Annotated in this window: 17 protein-coding genes and 1 tRNA gene; 7 read left to right on the top strand and 11 right to left on the bottom strand. The window is 63.8% G+C overall.

Translation table 11 applies throughout. The features are described 5' to 3' along the window. Positions 1–26 precede the first annotated feature (26 nt). Positions 27–413, top strand: a complete 387-nt coding sequence (locus ACWFRF_RS04975) for a hypothetical protein (protein WP_379316926.1) — start codon at positions 27–29, stop codon at positions 411–413. 86 nt (positions 414–499) lie between these two features. Next, positions 500–892 (top strand): hypothetical protein, encoded by a 393-nt coding sequence (locus tag ACWFRF_RS04980; RefSeq protein ID WP_378990417.1) that lies wholly within the window; start codon positions 500–502, stop codon positions 890–892. A gap of 94 nt (positions 893–986) precedes the next feature. Here ACWFRF_RS04980 and ACWFRF_RS04985 read toward each other — a convergent pair whose 3' ends face one another. Further along, on the bottom strand, positions 987–1,958 hold the full coding sequence (locus ACWFRF_RS04985; RefSeq protein ID WP_379318424.1) for a DUF6670 family protein: 972 nt from the start codon (positions 1,956–1,958) through the stop codon (positions 987–989). A 524-nt stretch (positions 1,959–2,482) separates the two neighbouring features. Here ACWFRF_RS04985 and ACWFRF_RS04990 point away from each other — a divergent pair. Next, positions 2,483–2,567, top strand: a tRNA-Leu gene (locus ACWFRF_RS04990). A gap of 987 nt (positions 2,568–3,554) precedes the next feature. Here the strand turns inward: ACWFRF_RS04990 and ACWFRF_RS04995 are convergent. Next, positions 3,555–5,993 (bottom strand): hypothetical protein, encoded by a 2,439-nt coding sequence (locus tag ACWFRF_RS04995; protein WP_379314821.1) that lies wholly within the window; start codon positions 5,991–5,993, stop codon positions 3,555–3,557. Between the two features lie 579 nt (positions 5,994–6,572). Between ACWFRF_RS04995 and ACWFRF_RS05000 the strand changes: the two genes are divergently transcribed. Next, the gene (locus ACWFRF_RS05000) at positions 6,573–6,941 is read left to right on the top strand and encodes a hypothetical protein (protein ID WP_379317523.1); all 369 of its coding nucleotides are present in this window, start codon (positions 6,573–6,575) and stop codon (positions 6,939–6,941) included. On the opposite strand, the gene ACWFRF_RS05005 is transcribed toward ACWFRF_RS05000, so the two are convergent. After that, positions 6,916–7,188, bottom strand: a complete 273-nt coding sequence (locus tag ACWFRF_RS05005; protein ID WP_452448982.1) for a hypothetical protein — start codon at positions 7,186–7,188, stop codon at positions 6,916–6,918. The two genes, ACWFRF_RS05000 and ACWFRF_RS05005, sit on opposite strands and share 26 nt — an antisense overlap. A gap of 485 nt (positions 7,189–7,673) precedes the next feature. Between ACWFRF_RS05005 and ACWFRF_RS05010 the strand changes: the two genes are divergently transcribed. Further along, a complete protein-coding gene (locus tag ACWFRF_RS05010) occupies positions 7,674–8,108 on the top strand; it encodes an SgcJ/EcaC family oxidoreductase (RefSeq protein WP_379317520.1) in 435 nt (144 codons plus the stop codon). A gap of 274 nt (positions 8,109–8,382) precedes the next feature. Here the strand turns inward: ACWFRF_RS05010 and ACWFRF_RS05015 are convergent, their stop codons facing one another. The 8 genes from ACWFRF_RS05015 to ACWFRF_RS05050 form a co-directional block, all read right to left on the bottom strand. Beyond that, positions 8,383–8,736, bottom strand: coding sequence for a MerR family transcriptional regulator (locus ACWFRF_RS05015; RefSeq protein ID WP_378626791.1), 354 nt, complete (start codon positions 8,734–8,736; stop codon positions 8,383–8,385). A 724-nt stretch (positions 8,737–9,460) separates the two neighbouring features. Beyond that, the gene (locus ACWFRF_RS05020; RefSeq protein ID WP_452448983.1) at positions 9,461–10,060 is read right to left on the bottom strand and encodes a TetR/AcrR family transcriptional regulator C-terminal domain-containing protein; all 600 of its coding nucleotides are present in this window, start codon (positions 10,058–10,060) and stop codon (positions 9,461–9,463) included. Between the two features lie 565 nt (positions 10,061–10,625). Then, positions 10,626–10,865 carry a hypothetical protein gene (locus tag ACWFRF_RS05025; RefSeq protein ID WP_379314819.1) on the bottom strand — a complete coding sequence of 80 codons (240 nt, stop codon included), beginning with the start codon at positions 10,863–10,865 and terminating at the stop codon, positions 10,626–10,628. A 203-nt stretch (positions 10,866–11,068) separates the two neighbouring features. Then, a complete protein-coding gene (locus ACWFRF_RS05030; RefSeq protein ID WP_379314820.1) occupies positions 11,069–11,539 on the bottom strand; it encodes a hypothetical protein in 471 nt (156 codons plus the stop codon). A gap of 1,369 nt (positions 11,540–12,908) precedes the next feature. Further along, positions 12,909–13,055 (bottom strand): hypothetical protein, encoded by a 147-nt coding sequence (locus tag ACWFRF_RS05035; RefSeq protein ID WP_379318372.1) that lies wholly within the window; start codon positions 13,053–13,055, stop codon positions 12,909–12,911. A gap of 19 nt (positions 13,056–13,074) precedes the next feature. Next, positions 13,075–13,284: a hypothetical protein gene (locus tag ACWFRF_RS05040; RefSeq protein ID WP_379318374.1), complete on the bottom strand. Its 210-nt coding sequence runs from the start codon at positions 13,282–13,284 to the stop codon at positions 13,075–13,077. A gap of 23 nt (positions 13,285–13,307) precedes the next feature. Further along, positions 13,308–13,418: a hypothetical protein gene (locus ACWFRF_RS05045; protein WP_379318376.1), complete on the bottom strand. Its 111-nt coding sequence runs from the start codon at positions 13,416–13,418 to the stop codon at positions 13,308–13,310. A 217-nt stretch (positions 13,419–13,635) separates the two neighbouring features. After that, positions 13,636–14,493, bottom strand: a complete 858-nt coding sequence (locus tag ACWFRF_RS05050) for a GNAT family N-acetyltransferase (RefSeq protein WP_452448984.1) — start codon at positions 14,491–14,493, stop codon at positions 13,636–13,638. A 221-nt stretch (positions 14,494–14,714) separates the two neighbouring features. Here ACWFRF_RS05050 and ACWFRF_RS05055 point away from each other — a divergent pair, with 221 nt between their 5' ends. Next, the gene (locus tag ACWFRF_RS05055) at positions 14,715–14,888 is read left to right on the top strand and encodes a hypothetical protein (protein ID WP_452448985.1); all 174 of its coding nucleotides are present in this window, start codon (positions 14,715–14,717) and stop codon (positions 14,886–14,888) included. A 373-nt stretch (positions 14,889–15,261) separates the two neighbouring features. Continuing rightward, positions 15,262–15,594 (top strand): hypothetical protein, encoded by a 333-nt coding sequence (locus tag ACWFRF_RS05060; RefSeq protein WP_452448986.1) that lies wholly within the window; start codon positions 15,262–15,264, stop codon positions 15,592–15,594. The last annotated feature ends 223 nt before the right edge of the window (positions 15,595–15,817 follow it).

The raw sequence follows: 15,817 nt of genomic DNA on the forward strand, positions 1-15,817 counted from the left end.
CATGGCAGCGACGAGGGGAATCACACATGTCGAGGCACGATTGCGACGACGAACTGGCCCAATTCCTCACGAGCGTCGGCGCAGCCTGGTACACGATCGCGTTGGACGAGATCATGGGGTGGGCGACAGCGATCGGGGGATTTCGCCCAGGCCGTGTCGGCGGCGAAGGCTACATCGTTCGAGGTGACGAGCTCGGGCCGGAGTTCGCCGACTGGATCCAGCACTGTGCGACTCACCCGGACGCACGCGACACCCTGACCATCGTCGTGTCCGATATCTCCCCTGATGTCGTAGCTCGCATCCAGATTCTCGGAGCACGCGCAACGACACAGGTGCCAACGCAGGAGGGGCGGGTGGTCATCGCCTATAACGAGGTGATTATCGAAACGGCGCGCCAGACACCGACGCCATGAGCTCGGAACCGTCGTCGTGGCGAAGTCGACGTTTCGCGAGGACACTGAGGAACGGAGCACCCAACTCGTCCCCAGGAGCAGATGCGATGGCTACCAATGAACCTTTCGGCATCGATCCGCAAGATTTCGAACGCGCGCTGCGTGAGGCAGGAACCGAACTGCGCGACCTGCTCGGAAAAGCTGGTGACTATCTGAGCCACGTCGATCGTGCCGACGTCGGTTCATTGACGTCGCTGTTCGGTCAGTTCTTCCAGCCGGAGCAGCCACGTCCGCCGATGCCAGAGGGCGAGACCACCGGTGACACCGGCAGCGGGGTGTGGGCGATCTTCAGCATCGACGACACCGGTCAGGCCAGCGTCGACCAGGTGTTTCCGACCGAGCTCGAGGCTTTACGCGCACATCGTGACAACACCGACGATCGTCGGCGGGTGCGGTTTCTGCCCTACGGGGTTCCGGCAAGCGTGTTGGACGCGCCCTGAGGGACCGGACAGCTCCACGGCGTCGCGCGACGCCGTGGATGCCGAATCGCGGTGAATTTTCAGGTCGAGACAACGATGCTGGAGTGTGCCGTGGTCACTGCCCCGGTTCGCAGTCGATCCACTCCAGGTAGCCGCTTCCCGTGACCGAACGTCGGCCCTGCCAGGTTCCTCGGTAGGTGTAGGCGCCGACGTAGCCGCGGCCGTGCCCGTAGCGGAGCGGGCTGTCGACTTCGGCGTCGAATGTCAGGACCTCCGCACCCGCCGCATCGCGCACCCGCCAGCGCAGTTGTTGCGGGACGCGCATCGGGCGGCCGCGAGGATCTATCAGCGGTTTCGGCTGATAGGACAGGATCGTCATGGCGACGTCGTCGTACACCCGCGTTGTCCCGTCGACGCACCGCACATGTGCGAGCAGGCACGCGACCGCGCCGGCGGCACGAACCTCGGTGAGCAGCACCTGCGTCGAACTGTCGAGGTTGATGATCTGGTAGGTGAAGAAGTCGACGGGGAGCTTGCGTTGTGTCGGAAGCGCCTGTGCCGTAACCGATTGCGGCGACATGCAACGGGCGTATTCGAACGTGCACAACGTCTGTTCGATGGCGACCGTGCCGGTCTTGTCGGTCAGGGTTCCGGTGGCGGTCGCGAACAGGCTGAGGTGGTCGTAGAAGGGGGTGCGGACGAACCACGAAACCTGGTCCGTCGCTCGGATATCGAGGCTCACGTCGAAATCGTCATACTGACCGCGGACGTGGAAATAGGGATACGCCCCGGTGATGCTCAGCTCGCGGCCCCAATCGAGACGGGAGCCGTCGGCAGCGAAAGAGCAGTCGCGTCCCGTGTCGTAGGCGCGGTAGTGGTGTTGCCCCTCGGCAGCAGTAGACGACAGGACGGTGGCCGTGTCGCGGGCGTCATCGGCGGCGAGATAGTCGTTGTCGAAGGCCAGTGCACCAGTCGCGCCGATGAAGGTCATCGTGTTCAGGTAGCGGTGCGGGCCGGGTAGCTCGGGGAGGAACACTCCGTAGTGCGTCCATGCCCACCGCCGGGACTCGGCGTGCGGTCGCATCATCTCCGGTGTCCTGAACGGCCTGGTCGAATCCAGGACGCGCGAGTCGATTCGTGGCAGGACTGCGTCCAGTATCGGGCGTGCGAGACGATCGAGTACGCGCGATCGACGGTCGGCTGCGGGGTGCTGAGTGAATGCCGTGGGGTGTTCCATGAGCGCCATTGCTCCTTCGCTGGACGGCCGGGCCCGCGCCTGCCGGTGAGAGCCACATGTGTGTGTTACCGATAGTCACAGGTAGAATTGACTGATTGGTAAATTACGCTCGGGATTCCGAACCGTCAAGAGCGACCGAACGCTATCCGTCGGCCTCCCGACCTGGGCTACGCGATGGAGTGGTCGCTTCACGGTGGCCCAACCGACACCTGGACGGCGCCGGGCGCAGACCAACGCCGAACCACACCGCGGACCCCCCGGTATCCCTCGTCGGTCTGATCTCAGCGCCGAGTGCAGAACCTGAACAAACAGCAGGTCAGCTAGGCGATTTGGTTTCCGACGGCGCGTCGGATAATCTTTTGGCACACCAGCAAGTCCGGGTGGCGGAATGGCAGACGCGCTAGCTTGAGGTGCTAGTGCCCGTATTAGGGCGTGGGGGTTCAAGTCCCCCTCCGGACACGCAAAGAAGGCCCCGATCATCTGATCGGGGCCTTCTTCGTCTGCAAAATGTATCGGCGAGAGTCCGCGCGGATCTCGGTTGCGCGAGACACCCGACCAGCTGACCGCCGACAACGACCGGACCGCTCGGGCCGCACAGATCTTCGTCGCCCACCCGCGCGAGGCATCGCCGACCTCACACCAGCAAGTTCGAACTGATGGCGATCAGCAGCGTTGCAGAACTGGACAACAGCCCGGACCCAGACAGAAGTGCTGGCCTACCAGACTCACAGGATTTGAACCTGCGACCACCTGGCGCGCGTTCCAGTTGTCCAGATCGCACCCATTGCTGCCCAATAGCGCTCAGCATCAACATGTTTCGAGAATCGAAATTTCTCAACGATACCCATGAATTCCCACTGATTCCGGTCAAAACTGTGCTGTTTCTGTGGGGCGCAATCAACAGCTTCCAGCGTCCGGCTATTGGTCAACCGTCCGGGCGCCGTGGGCGATCAGCCACTCATCCTTGGCGCGCGAGCAAGCCCTGATGCCGCCATAACCAGTCGATGTCTAGCGCCATCGCAGACCCCGCTTTGGCGCGCGCCGCAGAGCGCCTTCCACTGACAGAAGGTCCGACGCGATCCATCGCCGTTGGCGAGGCAGCGACCGTCCCCAGTGGTCAAACTTGCCGTTGTGTTTGCGGGCCAGTTCGACCAGGGCTGCGAGGACTGGGCGGAACGGGCCAGGGCAGTTGACGGGACACGGATTCCGCTGCCGGTCCCGGCGTTCCCGGCGCCTTGACCGGCAGTAGCGGTTCAATCACTGCCCACAGCCGGTCGTCCACGATCCACGGCGCTGCCACGACGAAACATCGTGCACTACAACAGGACTCGTCGCTACCTGACAGAACCTGTTAGGAGCTCATAGCCCGCCACCCAGGCGCAGATGTGTAGAAGGCGCGACGAAATCCTGACGATCCTCACGATGCGGCTGTTGCTGTGAACCGCATCAATCGTCAGGTTCCACCAGCTGGTTGTCAGGTTCCACTAGCTGGTTATGGAGAGCCCTAATGACATCCTGATACTCGGTCCGGTCTGCGAATCCGGAATGCGCGCAGATTGCTGGCTTTTGATCACGAGGGCCAGTATCGAGCGTTTCTGCATCTGGAATGCGATAGTCCACAAGCTGTATTGCAGCTGCCAAACTGGCGTTGGTGTCGTTGAAGATCCACCCACCGATAGGATCGCTGAAAACCCATATGTTGATCCAGCGAGGTTGCACGGTATGCAGTCGGGTCATCGCCCTCAGGCCGAAGTAGGCCGGGAAGTTTCGGGCGTAGAGCCGCCGCAACGGCGACCCGAAGGTCAGCAAGGCAATCCGCTGCCGGACGTTCTCGGGCAGTTGCAGCATGGTCGCCGCGCCGATGACGGCGCCCTGACTGTGGGTGGCGGCGATGACCCGCTGCGTGACTGAGGCCGCCATGTGCTGGCACAGCTGCAGACGCAGCTCGGGGACTGCACGCTCCGCGTAACAGGGCGGCGTCAACGGGTGGTTGGCGCGGGGCCAGAATGTGGCAACGTCCCATATGATTCCGACGGTCCGACGCGCCTGCCGGTTGCGGTATGCCATCAATGCCAGTCCGACAAGTCCCGCGGCGGCGCCCGAGAAGAGAGCGACGGCGACAGTCGTGCCAGGCAGCGTCCGCTGCAGCGCGGCCTCCCCGTCCACGCAAAACATGACCAACACCGCGGCGAACGCCAGAAGCGCAAGTCCGGTCATCACCGCGAGTATCGTCGGCAGCAGGTCGGCCATAGAAGCAAATGCTCGCTTCTCTGCGATCGCTCGCGCACGTGCCTGGCGGCCTTTCGCCTTTTCGGGCTCAGCAGGTGGAAGGTTGTAGTCTTTCGGTACCTCTTTCAGTGCAGCCGCCGTTCGGGGTTCCAGGATTTTCACCCGCACGACGACCACGATGAAAAGCAGCATCAAGAGGAGACCGAAAAAGATAATGGCTGCCCAGATGTAGGCGGGAGGAATGATTAGAGCTGCATCGGCCGAGGTGGCTTGCACCTGATCCTCGAAGCCCACGCTGGAAGGCCATTTCGAATGCGAGAGCCCTTCACACACCGCTGGCAGATTCGTTTTCCCGGCCACGAGGTCATCGACGATTTGCGTCTCGCACTGCGCTCGTACGGTGGAGGAGACAGGGTTGCCGAGGAACTGGGCAAGGAACAATCCGACGCCGGCACTGAATCCACCCCCGACGAGCCACGCGATGCCGGCAACAAAAAAGGATGCGAACCCCCACAGGGTGGGCCGAAATCCTTTGACGGTGGTCTCTGACGCGTCGGTTGGAGCCGCCGGGGGCGGTGCGGGCCACCATCGCGACACTGCGGTTGAGATGAACAACGAGGCGATAAGCGCTACCTGAACGGCTAGCAGCAGATAGATGGCGCTGTACAGGTAAGGAAGCGACATAGGTTGTGCGACATCGTATTCGACACTCGCGCGACCGACGACGACGAGCGCGACGGTGAGGGCGACGACCGACAGCCATTGCAGCACTCTGAGAGTGACCCCTACCGCGGGGGGTGCGCCCTTGCCGCCGCGGCCGGTGACGCGTGAGCTGAACACCGCCAACGCGGCTAGGACAAATATCGCCGCGTTGAGTACGAGCAAGCACGTCAAAGGACGGCGAACGTCTGCGTCGACTTGCGATCTGGCCCCCAATAGGACCACGCATGCCAAACCGGACAGCCACACCGTGACGTGACACCGCCGCAAGCGGGTTACCGACGCATCCGGCTTCCAGAAGTGGGAATCCTCAAGGGGAACAGCGTCGCTGCGAACCTCAGCTGCAGGCGGAGGAGCGCCGCCGGCTGCAGGATTGCCTCTACCGAACCACAGCAGCAGGCCCACCAACGCCGCGACAGGCAGTGAGGTCCAGAACAAGCGCATGCCCACTGACCGATCGACAAGAAAACGCAGCGGGCCGAGGCCAGCGCCGCAGCGCGGCATAGCTGCGCACTGCCAGCCCACCAGGTCGACCGCCAGAAGGACAGACGCGAGCATCAGAGTGAGCGTTAGCGTTAGTCCAATCAATCGTAAAAGCCGCACGGACGCTCCGGCGGCAGTCGTGGTCGTCCGAGACCCAGCCTTGGCAGGCGGCACCATCCAGTGAGCCAAGTTGATCAGGATGAAGGGCATAAACATCAGCCAGAGCCCTCTACTTGCCTTCCCCGACGTGAGCGCGCCCCACGAATACGCCTCTACGTTGCGGCTCGGATCTGTCGCCGCGTCAGTGGCGGAGTTGTCTCGTCGCCGATAGGTGCCTGCCAAGGAGTCGCCGCTGACCCGGTCGATGAGCTCGGCCGGGTAATGCAGCATCGCTTCGGGCGGAGTTCCCGATACACCGTGGACACGGAGTTGGACTACCGACTCGACCGTCATAGTTGGCCCACTCCCGCGTCAGGTTTACTGCAACTTATTCTGGTGTTCATATGGTTGCGTGCGATCTCCGTCGGAACACGCGTAGCGCACTACCTGATGCCGGAACGACGGAACTCACGGCCGCGCCCTCAAAAAGCCATCTGAGAATGGTGGCCAGGTCGGGCATTTCTCGGTAAGAAGCAGCGGTCTTGTCGTATCAGGTGGCGACTGCCCATTTCTGCATTCGCCGGCGGTCAAATAGCAGACGGTGGAATCCCCGATTCTTGAGGACGAGGCGTTCTCCGGTTGGCGCGCTGGGCGCAGGTCTGTTCCTGTTGACGTACCGAGATCGGCGCTCCGAGTGTGCGAACTACAGCGCGGTCTGGGCGATGAACCCCCCGGGGCGCGCGCCGCGATGCCTTGCATACCGATGGTTCGCGTTCGTCGGCGTGTTACCAGGTTCTGTCGGCGACAGCGTTGTCGGCGCGCGGGCGACGATCCGGTCGATGAGAGTATTGAGCACATCGAGGGTGTGTTTGGGACGCATGCCCAGAGCAAAGCCTCATGGGAGAATGCGGCGTGGCTGATCACATCGGGGTAGTGAGTACTCTTCCCCCAGATAACGAGGGTCGCCGCCTGCTCCTCCTCGATGACGGCCGAGCCGAACGCATCGAGCCGGACCTGACCGATGATGAGATCAAAGCCCGCTTCGACCTGGACCGCGTCGACCGCTCGCCCAAGATCCCCTTCTGTGAAGGTCTCCTGTTGGACGGTCCACTCGCAGGGACGCGCAACTACGCGGTCAACGAGCTCGGAAGCCGCGCCACCTACTACCTGCCTCGTCCACCCGCTGGCGAAGTCCCCAGACCGCTGCCCCAACGCGGTGTTGTCTACGAGGTCGTGGTGCTCGGCGCCGACGGCAAGCCTGCAGAACTCCGCTACGTCACCGATCCCACCCGGACCGGTTGACGACAAGTCGAAATTCCAGCGCCCGCTCGCCCGCGTCGGTACTGATGACGCCGTGGTAGATCAACCAAGGCGCCACGTCGGCCGTTCGGGACCGCACGATCAGCGGGATGAGTGTGCGTTGCTGCTGACTGTCAGACAGTTGGCGCGAAGCGGCAAACACGTATCCAACCTCGGCGTGCTGCTCTATCGAATGGGTGACCTCGACGAAGCCGAAACCTGGTTGCGTAATGCCGCCACCAACGGCCACATCAACGTGCCACAACCTCGGCGGGCTTAGCCGCCCTGCTCGGATGCAGTCACCTTGATTCGAAGTTACACCGCTGTTTGCACAGTCCCCTCGGCACTGAGTGCGCGTTGCCGCGCCTAGTTCTCGTCATAATGGCGGCACCGTTGAGGCGGGCGATGTACGCGTCAACGGCGGCCGCAACGGTTCGGCGTGAGACGGGAGTGGCAGGGCACACCCGAACTTCGACGATACTTCACTCGTCGGAGGTGTCGTTGTGGCCGCTGTCGGTGACTCGGCGGTACCCGTCGGTGCGTTTGCGACGCTGTTTGAGCAGGATGCCGAGCTTGGTCGTCGCGTCCGTGTGGCCTGGCTACCGTCGTCGCTGTCATCAATCTGATTCCGCTGACGAATTGGGGCCGGGTCTTCCTGCTGTCCGGCGCAACGCTCGTCGCGAGTTTCGCCGCCCTCGAGTTCACGGGTCTGCGTCGCCGGGGACCGGTGACGCCGTGACTGACGAAACCGCCATCCTCGCCCTGCTGCGCGAGCAGATGGACGCCTGGGCCGCAGGTGACGGCACCTCTTTCGCCGCCCCGTTCACCCGCGACGCCGATTTCGTATCGGTGATCGGGGAACGCATCCAGGGCCGGACCGAACTCGCCACCGTCATGCAGGAGGGCTTCGACGGGTTCATGAGGCGCACCCGCATGGCCGAACCCGAAACCACCACGCTGCGCTTCCCGGCACCGAATGTCGCCAGGGCCAGCGCACCAGCCTACCTAGCGACTCGATTCACTTGTCAGTGGTGGCTGGGACGCTGGGAAACAGCCAGCGCGGCTACTAGAACAACGAATGGTCGAACGTGGTGGAGGTATGAGAGTTGGGCCCGGCGAAGCCAAGCGTGGTGGACTCGACGGCGCAGGCCAACTCGACGTTGGCTCTGAATCTCTCGCGGTGTTCCTCGGCCCGAGCCTCCTCCACCCGCAGGCGAGCTGCGAGCTGCTCCCGGGTCGGTCGATACTGGACCTACAAGGCATTCCGGTTCGCTAATCGGCTGGCCGACAACGCGATAGCGCAATCGATGCATTGGGTCGGGCACTCCTATGACAACGCGTCGATGGAGGACTTCGTCTCCTCCCCTGAAACCGAACTGGCCCGACCGAAGGAGCTACATCACTGATCGATGCTCGCCCACGATCGGTGCTCGGAATCCCGTAGTCAGCCGTCGGCTCGGGTGTCGAGTTCGCGCTGAAGGTCGGCGTTGATGCGCTGAGCCTCGGCGAGCTGATCTTCGAGGATCACGATCCGGCACGACGACTCGAGTGCGTTGCCCGCATCGACGAGTTCACGCACGCGTGCGGCGATGCGCAGTTGGTAGCGCGAGTAGCGGCGGTGCCCGCCCGCAGAGCGCTGCGGGGTCAGTAGTCGCGCGGCGTCGAGGCCGCGCAGGAACGCCTGGGTGACGCCGAGGATCTCCGCGGCGCGCCCCATGCTGTAGGCGGGGTAGGTGTCGTCATCGAGCTTGTCCGCGGCGCTGGCGCCGTCGGCGGGATGGATGTTCGGGTGCTGCACGAGGCCTCTCGGATTCAAAGCCGGAAGGCCCCGGCGCACTGGGCGCCGGGGCCGTGATTTACGACTGAGGGATTGATTTCACTTGCCTTCACCGGCCGCAGGGGCCGATCTCAGACACCGCATCCGACAACTCCCGGGATGCGGGACATCTAAATGGCTGATCAGTGGCCACCACCTCCTGAATCGTCGGTTCTACCTGCGGTACTTCACTTGCCATGCTTCTTCGCCCCCCTCGGCGGTCCAGCCGACGGCACCGGATTCTCTTCTCCGCCTGAGGGGACGGTCGAACTTGTCGTCCCGGGCAGTTCACCTGCCCGGCCATCTGATTTCTTAGCAGGAACGAGAGCGACTATATACCCTCGAAACCGAGAATGTCTACACTCGACATGACAGATTTACTCCATTAGCAGAAGTCGTTGCCGTCGGTGGCAGTCACGGATCAAGGCGAGACGCCGCCCGTCCTCCCGGGCGAGACAGTCGACCTCACCCGCGCCGGGGTCGACCCAGCCCCTCGATCAGCCAGATCCACAGTGCTCGTCGTTGCTGCCCCGCGATCGGATGTGATCAACAGCGGGCTTCTGAGCCGGTTTTCGTTGTGCGAACTCTGTGTGTGGTGAACCTTGAGCAGCCTGGGCACGGACATCACGGTTCTCGCAGGGTGGCGGCCCGCATCCGCAGGGCCGGCAGTCGAGGACTGCCAGGCACGACATCATCGGGCCGCCACTCAGGGGCGATGTCGAGCGCGGCGCATCCCTTCGAGTCGATCGAGCAGTGCCTCGAGAGACTCTTCGAACTCATCAGCAGCACGGTTGGCTGCCAGGTGGCCCTGCAGGCGATACACATGCGGATAGTCGGCCAGCTCCGATGATTCGTGCTGGCCCGGCTCGGTGCTGATGATCGGACTCAGCTCGACACCTCTTGTTGCCACCTCGAGGAGGAGGTGGCCGAGGAGAAACGTGGCGAAGGATCGGTAGACCTGGACCGCCTGATGGTCATCGAAGCCGTAGTGGAGCATGGTTTCGAGGAAGGATTGCATCCAGTTCAGGCTGCGCAGCGGCGGGCACAGCCAGGGTGCTTGCGGTGGGCTCGAGGCCATCAGCGGAAAGACCTCGGGGTGCTCGATCGCGACGCGGCGCACACCGTGCGCGAGGCGCTGCAGATACCCCTGCCAGCTGCCGCCCACTTCGTCGGGCTCCATCAGGTTCTGCTCGTAGAGCTGGTCGACGAGGTGATCGACCACACCGGCCAGCAGGTCGTCACGCCCGGAAACGTAGCGGTACAGGGCCATGGCTTCCACGCCCAGCCACGAACCCAGACGGCGCATCGTGAGATGGCCCAGGCCTTCCTCATCGATCAGCGCAACCGCCGATTCCAGGATCAGGACCGGTCCAGCCGTGGGGAGCGCCGAGCGCCCCCGTCCTGTGCACCGTTGTCGCGCAGCTCGGCACCCGAGTCGATCGTGTCTTCGCTCAGGGCAGAGCTCCTGTCAAAAGCTTTCGGCCCCGGTAGTCCAGCACGCCGCCATAACCCCGGGCGTGCCGAGGCGGCGAGCAGGGCGATCTCGGTGAGCAAGCCGACCACCACGGCCCCGCCTCGACCTCCAGCTCCTCGGGCAGGCCACAGATCATCGCCGTCGCTCACGGCCGTACCTCGATCGCCACGATGTCACGCTGACCTCAGCGATCCCGGAGCCCGCCGCGAGATCAGCGAGACGATCCCGAACATATTCTCGCGATTCACCGGACCGGTGTGGCTCGGCAGGTTGAACGCCGTCTACAAGATGTAGGTACGTGACGACAGGCCGGAGCTGCCCATGGTGAGCAACGAGATCACCGTGCGTCTCGATGCCGCGTTGAATTTGCTCCAACCGCCGGATGAGAACCTGAGCTTCAGTTCCAGAAGTCCATGAGATCTGGTCGCCATCCCTCCGACTTGGCGGCCACGACTGCCGGATGCTCATGAACCCGCGTGTCGATCCGCTTCGTCACGCGGTGCAACATCTGACGCCAACCGAGATACACCAGCAGCGCGACGATGGGCGCGGCGACGAACCACACAATCGGAAGCTCGTCCAACAGACTAAAACTCGCCAACCACACGACCGCCAGGCCTGAAGACAGCAGCAGCATTGCCCCTTGAACCACCCAGAGCCGGTTCCATCGACGTCGGCACGGCTGGCACCGAGGAATTGTCACAGCGTCGGCCTCGACGTACGGGACGGCGCCACGCCGCAACCCGACTTTGCCCGCCGCCTCCGCGACCGATCGCTGTGTACGGCAGAACCAGCACATATCGTCGCTGGCCCCCGACGCGGGGATGGGGGACAGATCATTCACTGTATCCTCCCGCGTCGCAGGAATTTCAAGTCGTGATCCACGAAGTTGAATTCGACGCGGTTGGCCGCGGTCGTCGCATCCTTGTCGATACGCACGCCGTCTTCTTGGCTGAGGAGGTTCCTGAACACCACACAGGCGACCGCTGCGATGAATATTCCGGCGCATAGTGCCAATCCAGGACCGCTGAACGGATCGGGGAGCACAGCGATGGCGGCAATGAAGAACCCGACAGCGACCGCGACCGATCCAGCGATCAGTGCGCGCCACCGGTTACGCAGTGTCAGCGTGCGTTTCGCATCGAACACGCGGTAGACACCAACCTCGCCGCAAGCACCGCACCTCACTTGCGTCACTGCTTCGCCGCTCGTGGGGCGGGCAATATCGACTGTTGCCCCGTAGCCATGCTGCGTCGCGACCTCGTGCGTTTGAGAAATGTTCGGAGCCGGGCCTACCGGGGGCAACGGCATTGTGTCTCCTGAAGTCGAACGGTCCGGCAGGCAAACTCCATGAGTACGTTCTGCCACCACTGGTTCAACACCACTACGACGCGGCACGCCGGTCGGTGCGTACTTCGGCTGCCATCACAGGAGGCTCGTGCTGCTGGGAGTTCGTGGAGATCGTAACCGACACAACGTATTCGCGATGTCGAATCACCTCGCGAGCACCGCCGTTCAAACTCGAGTTGCCGCCGAGCAGATGACGTGATCAGGTACGAATCCACAGCCCGGCACACGGTCGACAGGGAATATGCCGACCAGGCCTCGGGCCAACTCAGCAGGTGCTCTCGCGCCGATGTGTTCTTCGCCAGGTCGTGGTCGATGAACCGGCACCTCTCGACGCCAACCGCTCCCCTGTTCTCGCACAACAACCTTGGCGGCGCCCTACCAGAAGGCGGTACGGCACACAGACGCCATCGAACTGCTACCACAGACCTCGCCGATCCGTTGCTCTCAACAGTCGACCTGTCTAGCGAGCAGCGTTTTCGTAGTGCGTATCCGCTGAGGGTCACAGAATTGGGCGATAACCCGATCCAGAGGCACGTTTCGCGCAGATAGACCGCCGACTTCGGAAGTGCGCACTCGACTCCACGTAGCCGCCGCCGGTAAGAAGTACTTACCGGTCGACATGCTCTGCGGCCAACGCTCCGGCACGAGCACTCCGCCCGCCGTCCGCTCTCTCCGCTCCAGCCAACCCAACTGACCAACGCCGAACGCCCCGCGCTCGTCCCGAGTGCAGGGCGTTCGTGACTGGGTAATCGGCCGCGCACAGGCTTGATACAAGCTAATGTTTGGCGTTCACAGCGTACCGGCACGGCCCTGCCGTGGGAACCGACCGCGTCAGGCCTCCCCCACCGCATGCGTCAGCCCACCACCAACGACGTCTGCCGGATCAGTTGGTGTGCGCAGTGGTCGAGTCGCCCTCCGGACACGCAAAGAAGGCCCCGATCATTTGATCGGGGCCTTCTTCGTCTGCAAAATGTATCGGCGAGAGTCCGCGCGGATCTCGGTTGCGCGAGACACCCGACCAGCTGACCGCCGACAACGACCGGACCGCTCGGGCCGCACAGATCTTCGTCGCCCACCCGCGCGAGGCATCGCCGACCTTACACCAGCAGATTCGAACTGATGACGCTCAGCAGCGTTGCAGAACTGGACAACAGCCCGGACCCAGACAGAAGTGCTGGCCTACCAGACTCATAGGATTTGAACCTGCGACCACCTGGGGCGGGTTCCAGTTGTCCAGAACCTACTCATCAGTTCCGAATAGTACTCAGTACCAAGGGTTTCCGAGAAACGACTCTTCTCAACGAATCGCATGAATTCCCATTGATTCCGGTCAAAACTGTGGGGTTTCTGTGGAGGCAGCCGCTGAACGTCCGGTCGACCGGCTCATCCCCGCACGAGCGGGGAGCACGGTGAGCAGGCCGGGGCAGACGAGCAGGGCGGTGCTCAGCGCGCCGATGAGTGTGTGTCGCAGCGTCATTGCTGACTTCCTTGTCAGGTCAGAGAGCGGTGTCGGCGTCGCGGCGTACGCAGGCGTCGTAGTCGGCATAGGCGCCGGTGTTGAGGCTGTGCAGCACCCGGTCGCGGGTGAGGTGACCGCGCACGGCCACCGCAACCCGGTCGGGCAGGACCGCGGCGGCCAATTCGTAGACGCGCATCCAACCCGGCACCGCGACCAGGGTGCGCCGGTGGCGACAAGACGCGACCATGGCTTCGGCGATGCGTTCGGGCTTTACGGTTGGCAGCCTCCGCCGAGCTGCACACCGGCGACCAGATCGGTGCGCACGGCCGAGGGCAGGACCGCGGTCACAGTCTCACCGGTGCCTGTGAGTTCGTCACGCACCGATTCGGTGAAACGGATGACCGCGTGCTTGGAGGCGCCAGCTCAACGGGCGACCACGCAAAACGCACGGCTGGGAAACCCCAGCCGAGCGGTTGCATAAACTACTCGCGGCCTGAACAACTGACCACGTGTTGCGACGACCCCTAGAAATCGCCGTTGCGGCGCGCCACACAGGCGCGCGGACGGCCTCGCGTAGATCAGGATGTGTCCTGTGGCCTCACCCGAGTTCGAGGGAAGTGACACCGAAAACCCTGTCCTGGAGATGGTTTCGGACGCCACCGGTGTACATGCGCGCGGTCTCGAACGTGGGTGTGAGGCCTGCCGTCTCGGCCAGTAGCACCGCCGGTTCGTTACCCAGTGGCACATCAACCGCCAGTGACGCGCCGTCCGAGGCTCGCGCGCACGCGGCGAGCAATTGCCGCGCGTCGTCGACCGTGTCGGCGAACAGCGGGCCGACCCGCCAACCGTCGCGGGCGGGGCGGACAGTGCAGAATCCAGTGAGGGTTGCGTCGACGATCCGCAGGAAGGTGCGGTGTGTCGGCTCGGTCAGCCAACGCGCCAGAAACATGGGCCGGGCCGCGGGAACGCAACGCGCATCGTAGGCCAGCACATCACCCACCTCATCGGGCAGCAGGACGCGAACGGTCCCGTCCGGTGCGGGCAAGGCCGCGACACCGCCGAAACGCGCACTACGATAGGCGAGTTCGAATCCGCTGCGGCGATAGTTGTTCTGCTGGTCCACGACCCCGTCGAGCCCGACCACACGGGCACCCGCGTGGGTGAGCCCCTTTCGCCACGTGGCAATCCCGAAGCCACGTCCGCGCAGATCGGGTCGGACCAGGTAGAAGCCGAGGAAGGCATAGGTGTCGCCGTAGTTCACCACCGAGACCGCCGTGGCGGGCTCCCCGTCGACCCGCCCGAGGAAGAATCCGTGCGGATCCTGGGCGAAGAACGCGCCGCGATCAGCCTCCCCCGGATTCCATCCTTCGGCCGCGGCCCATTCGACGACGGTGGCCCACTCGTCCGGCGTGGCCCGGGTGATGACGAGATCTGCGGGGTGCACAGCAGTTGGCATAGCCTCCACGGTAGCTGCGGGCTCGCCCCATATCGGCGCGAGCGCCACCATCGGAGGCGCTCCCGACAGGCAACATCATGGATTCTGTATTCACTTTCGAGGCATCCCCGAGCGACATCGGGAACGCGGCTTCCCGATCGAGAAGCCACATCCAAGTCGCCGTTCCGGACCCGGGTTCAGGGCGAACCAGCCACCGCAAGCCGGTGCGGGAGCATGGCCAGGTGAGCCTGCACAACGACCTCGACCACTCCCTTGAACTGTGGGTACTACCTATGGTCGAGTGGCAGGCCGCAGCGCGTGCGCACCTGGAGCGGCTCGACGGGTTGGTCGGGCAGTATCGCGAGCGGCGTGTGGCGGGCACCGCCCATCCGGTGACGGATTTTCTGTTCACCTAATGGCGTACGGAGTGCCCGCGGTCCGAAGCCTGCGGGCAGATCCGTTGAGCTGTCAGCCCATCATGGTCGACATCGCCCAACGGCGGGCTCACTGCCGCGACAGCGGAGCACTAGGTGGTGTACGGGTGGCGATGCCGCAACCTCGGTGTTCGAGCAGCAGAGCGGCGACGGGTTTGCGCCATCCCAGCCCCGATCTGCCAGGTTGCCCCACGACCGCAGGTCGATCGGCGATTTCTAGGGGTCGTCGCAACACGTGGTCAGTTGTTCAGGCCGCGAGTAGTTTATGCAACCGCTCGGCTGGGGTTTCCCGGCCGAGCGTTTCGCGTGGTCGCCCGTTGAGCTGGGTAGCGACCGCATCCAGACGCGCCGGGTCGTGGACGGAGAGAACGCACGCCAGCAGATCACACAGATCATCGACACCGTCCAGGTCCCCGACTGCCCGAATGTGCCGGTGCTCGAGAACCGCATCGCCGAGCAGTGGCCGGTCGAAGTCGGGATCGTGCACCATATCGTGCGCGACGCCGAACACGCCGTATCGGCCGGGATGACCGGCTCACCGACCCTGCTGATCGACGGCCGCGACCCCTTCGCGACGGCCGGATCAGTGCCCAGTCCGGCGTGTCAGCTCTACCCCGCGAGGATTCGCCGAACGAGGACGCCCACCCACGGTGCCAGAACTAGCCGAAGTTCTTGCCGGGCACGATAATTCACTCGCCGCGGCGATGCGACGGTTGCACGAGTCCGATGTTGTTCGCCTCGACGGCGATAGCGAGGTTGCGCCGGCCTATCCGTTCTTGGGCACGCCGACCCGACACCGGGTCCCGATCCTCAGCGGGCCTGCCGTCTACGCGATGTGAGCAGTCGATGCCGTCGGCCTGGCGGCCATGCCCGACACCGACATCGAGATCGAATCCGCCGACCCCGTTACC

Source organism: Nocardia sp. NPDC055165 (assembly GCF_053606985.1).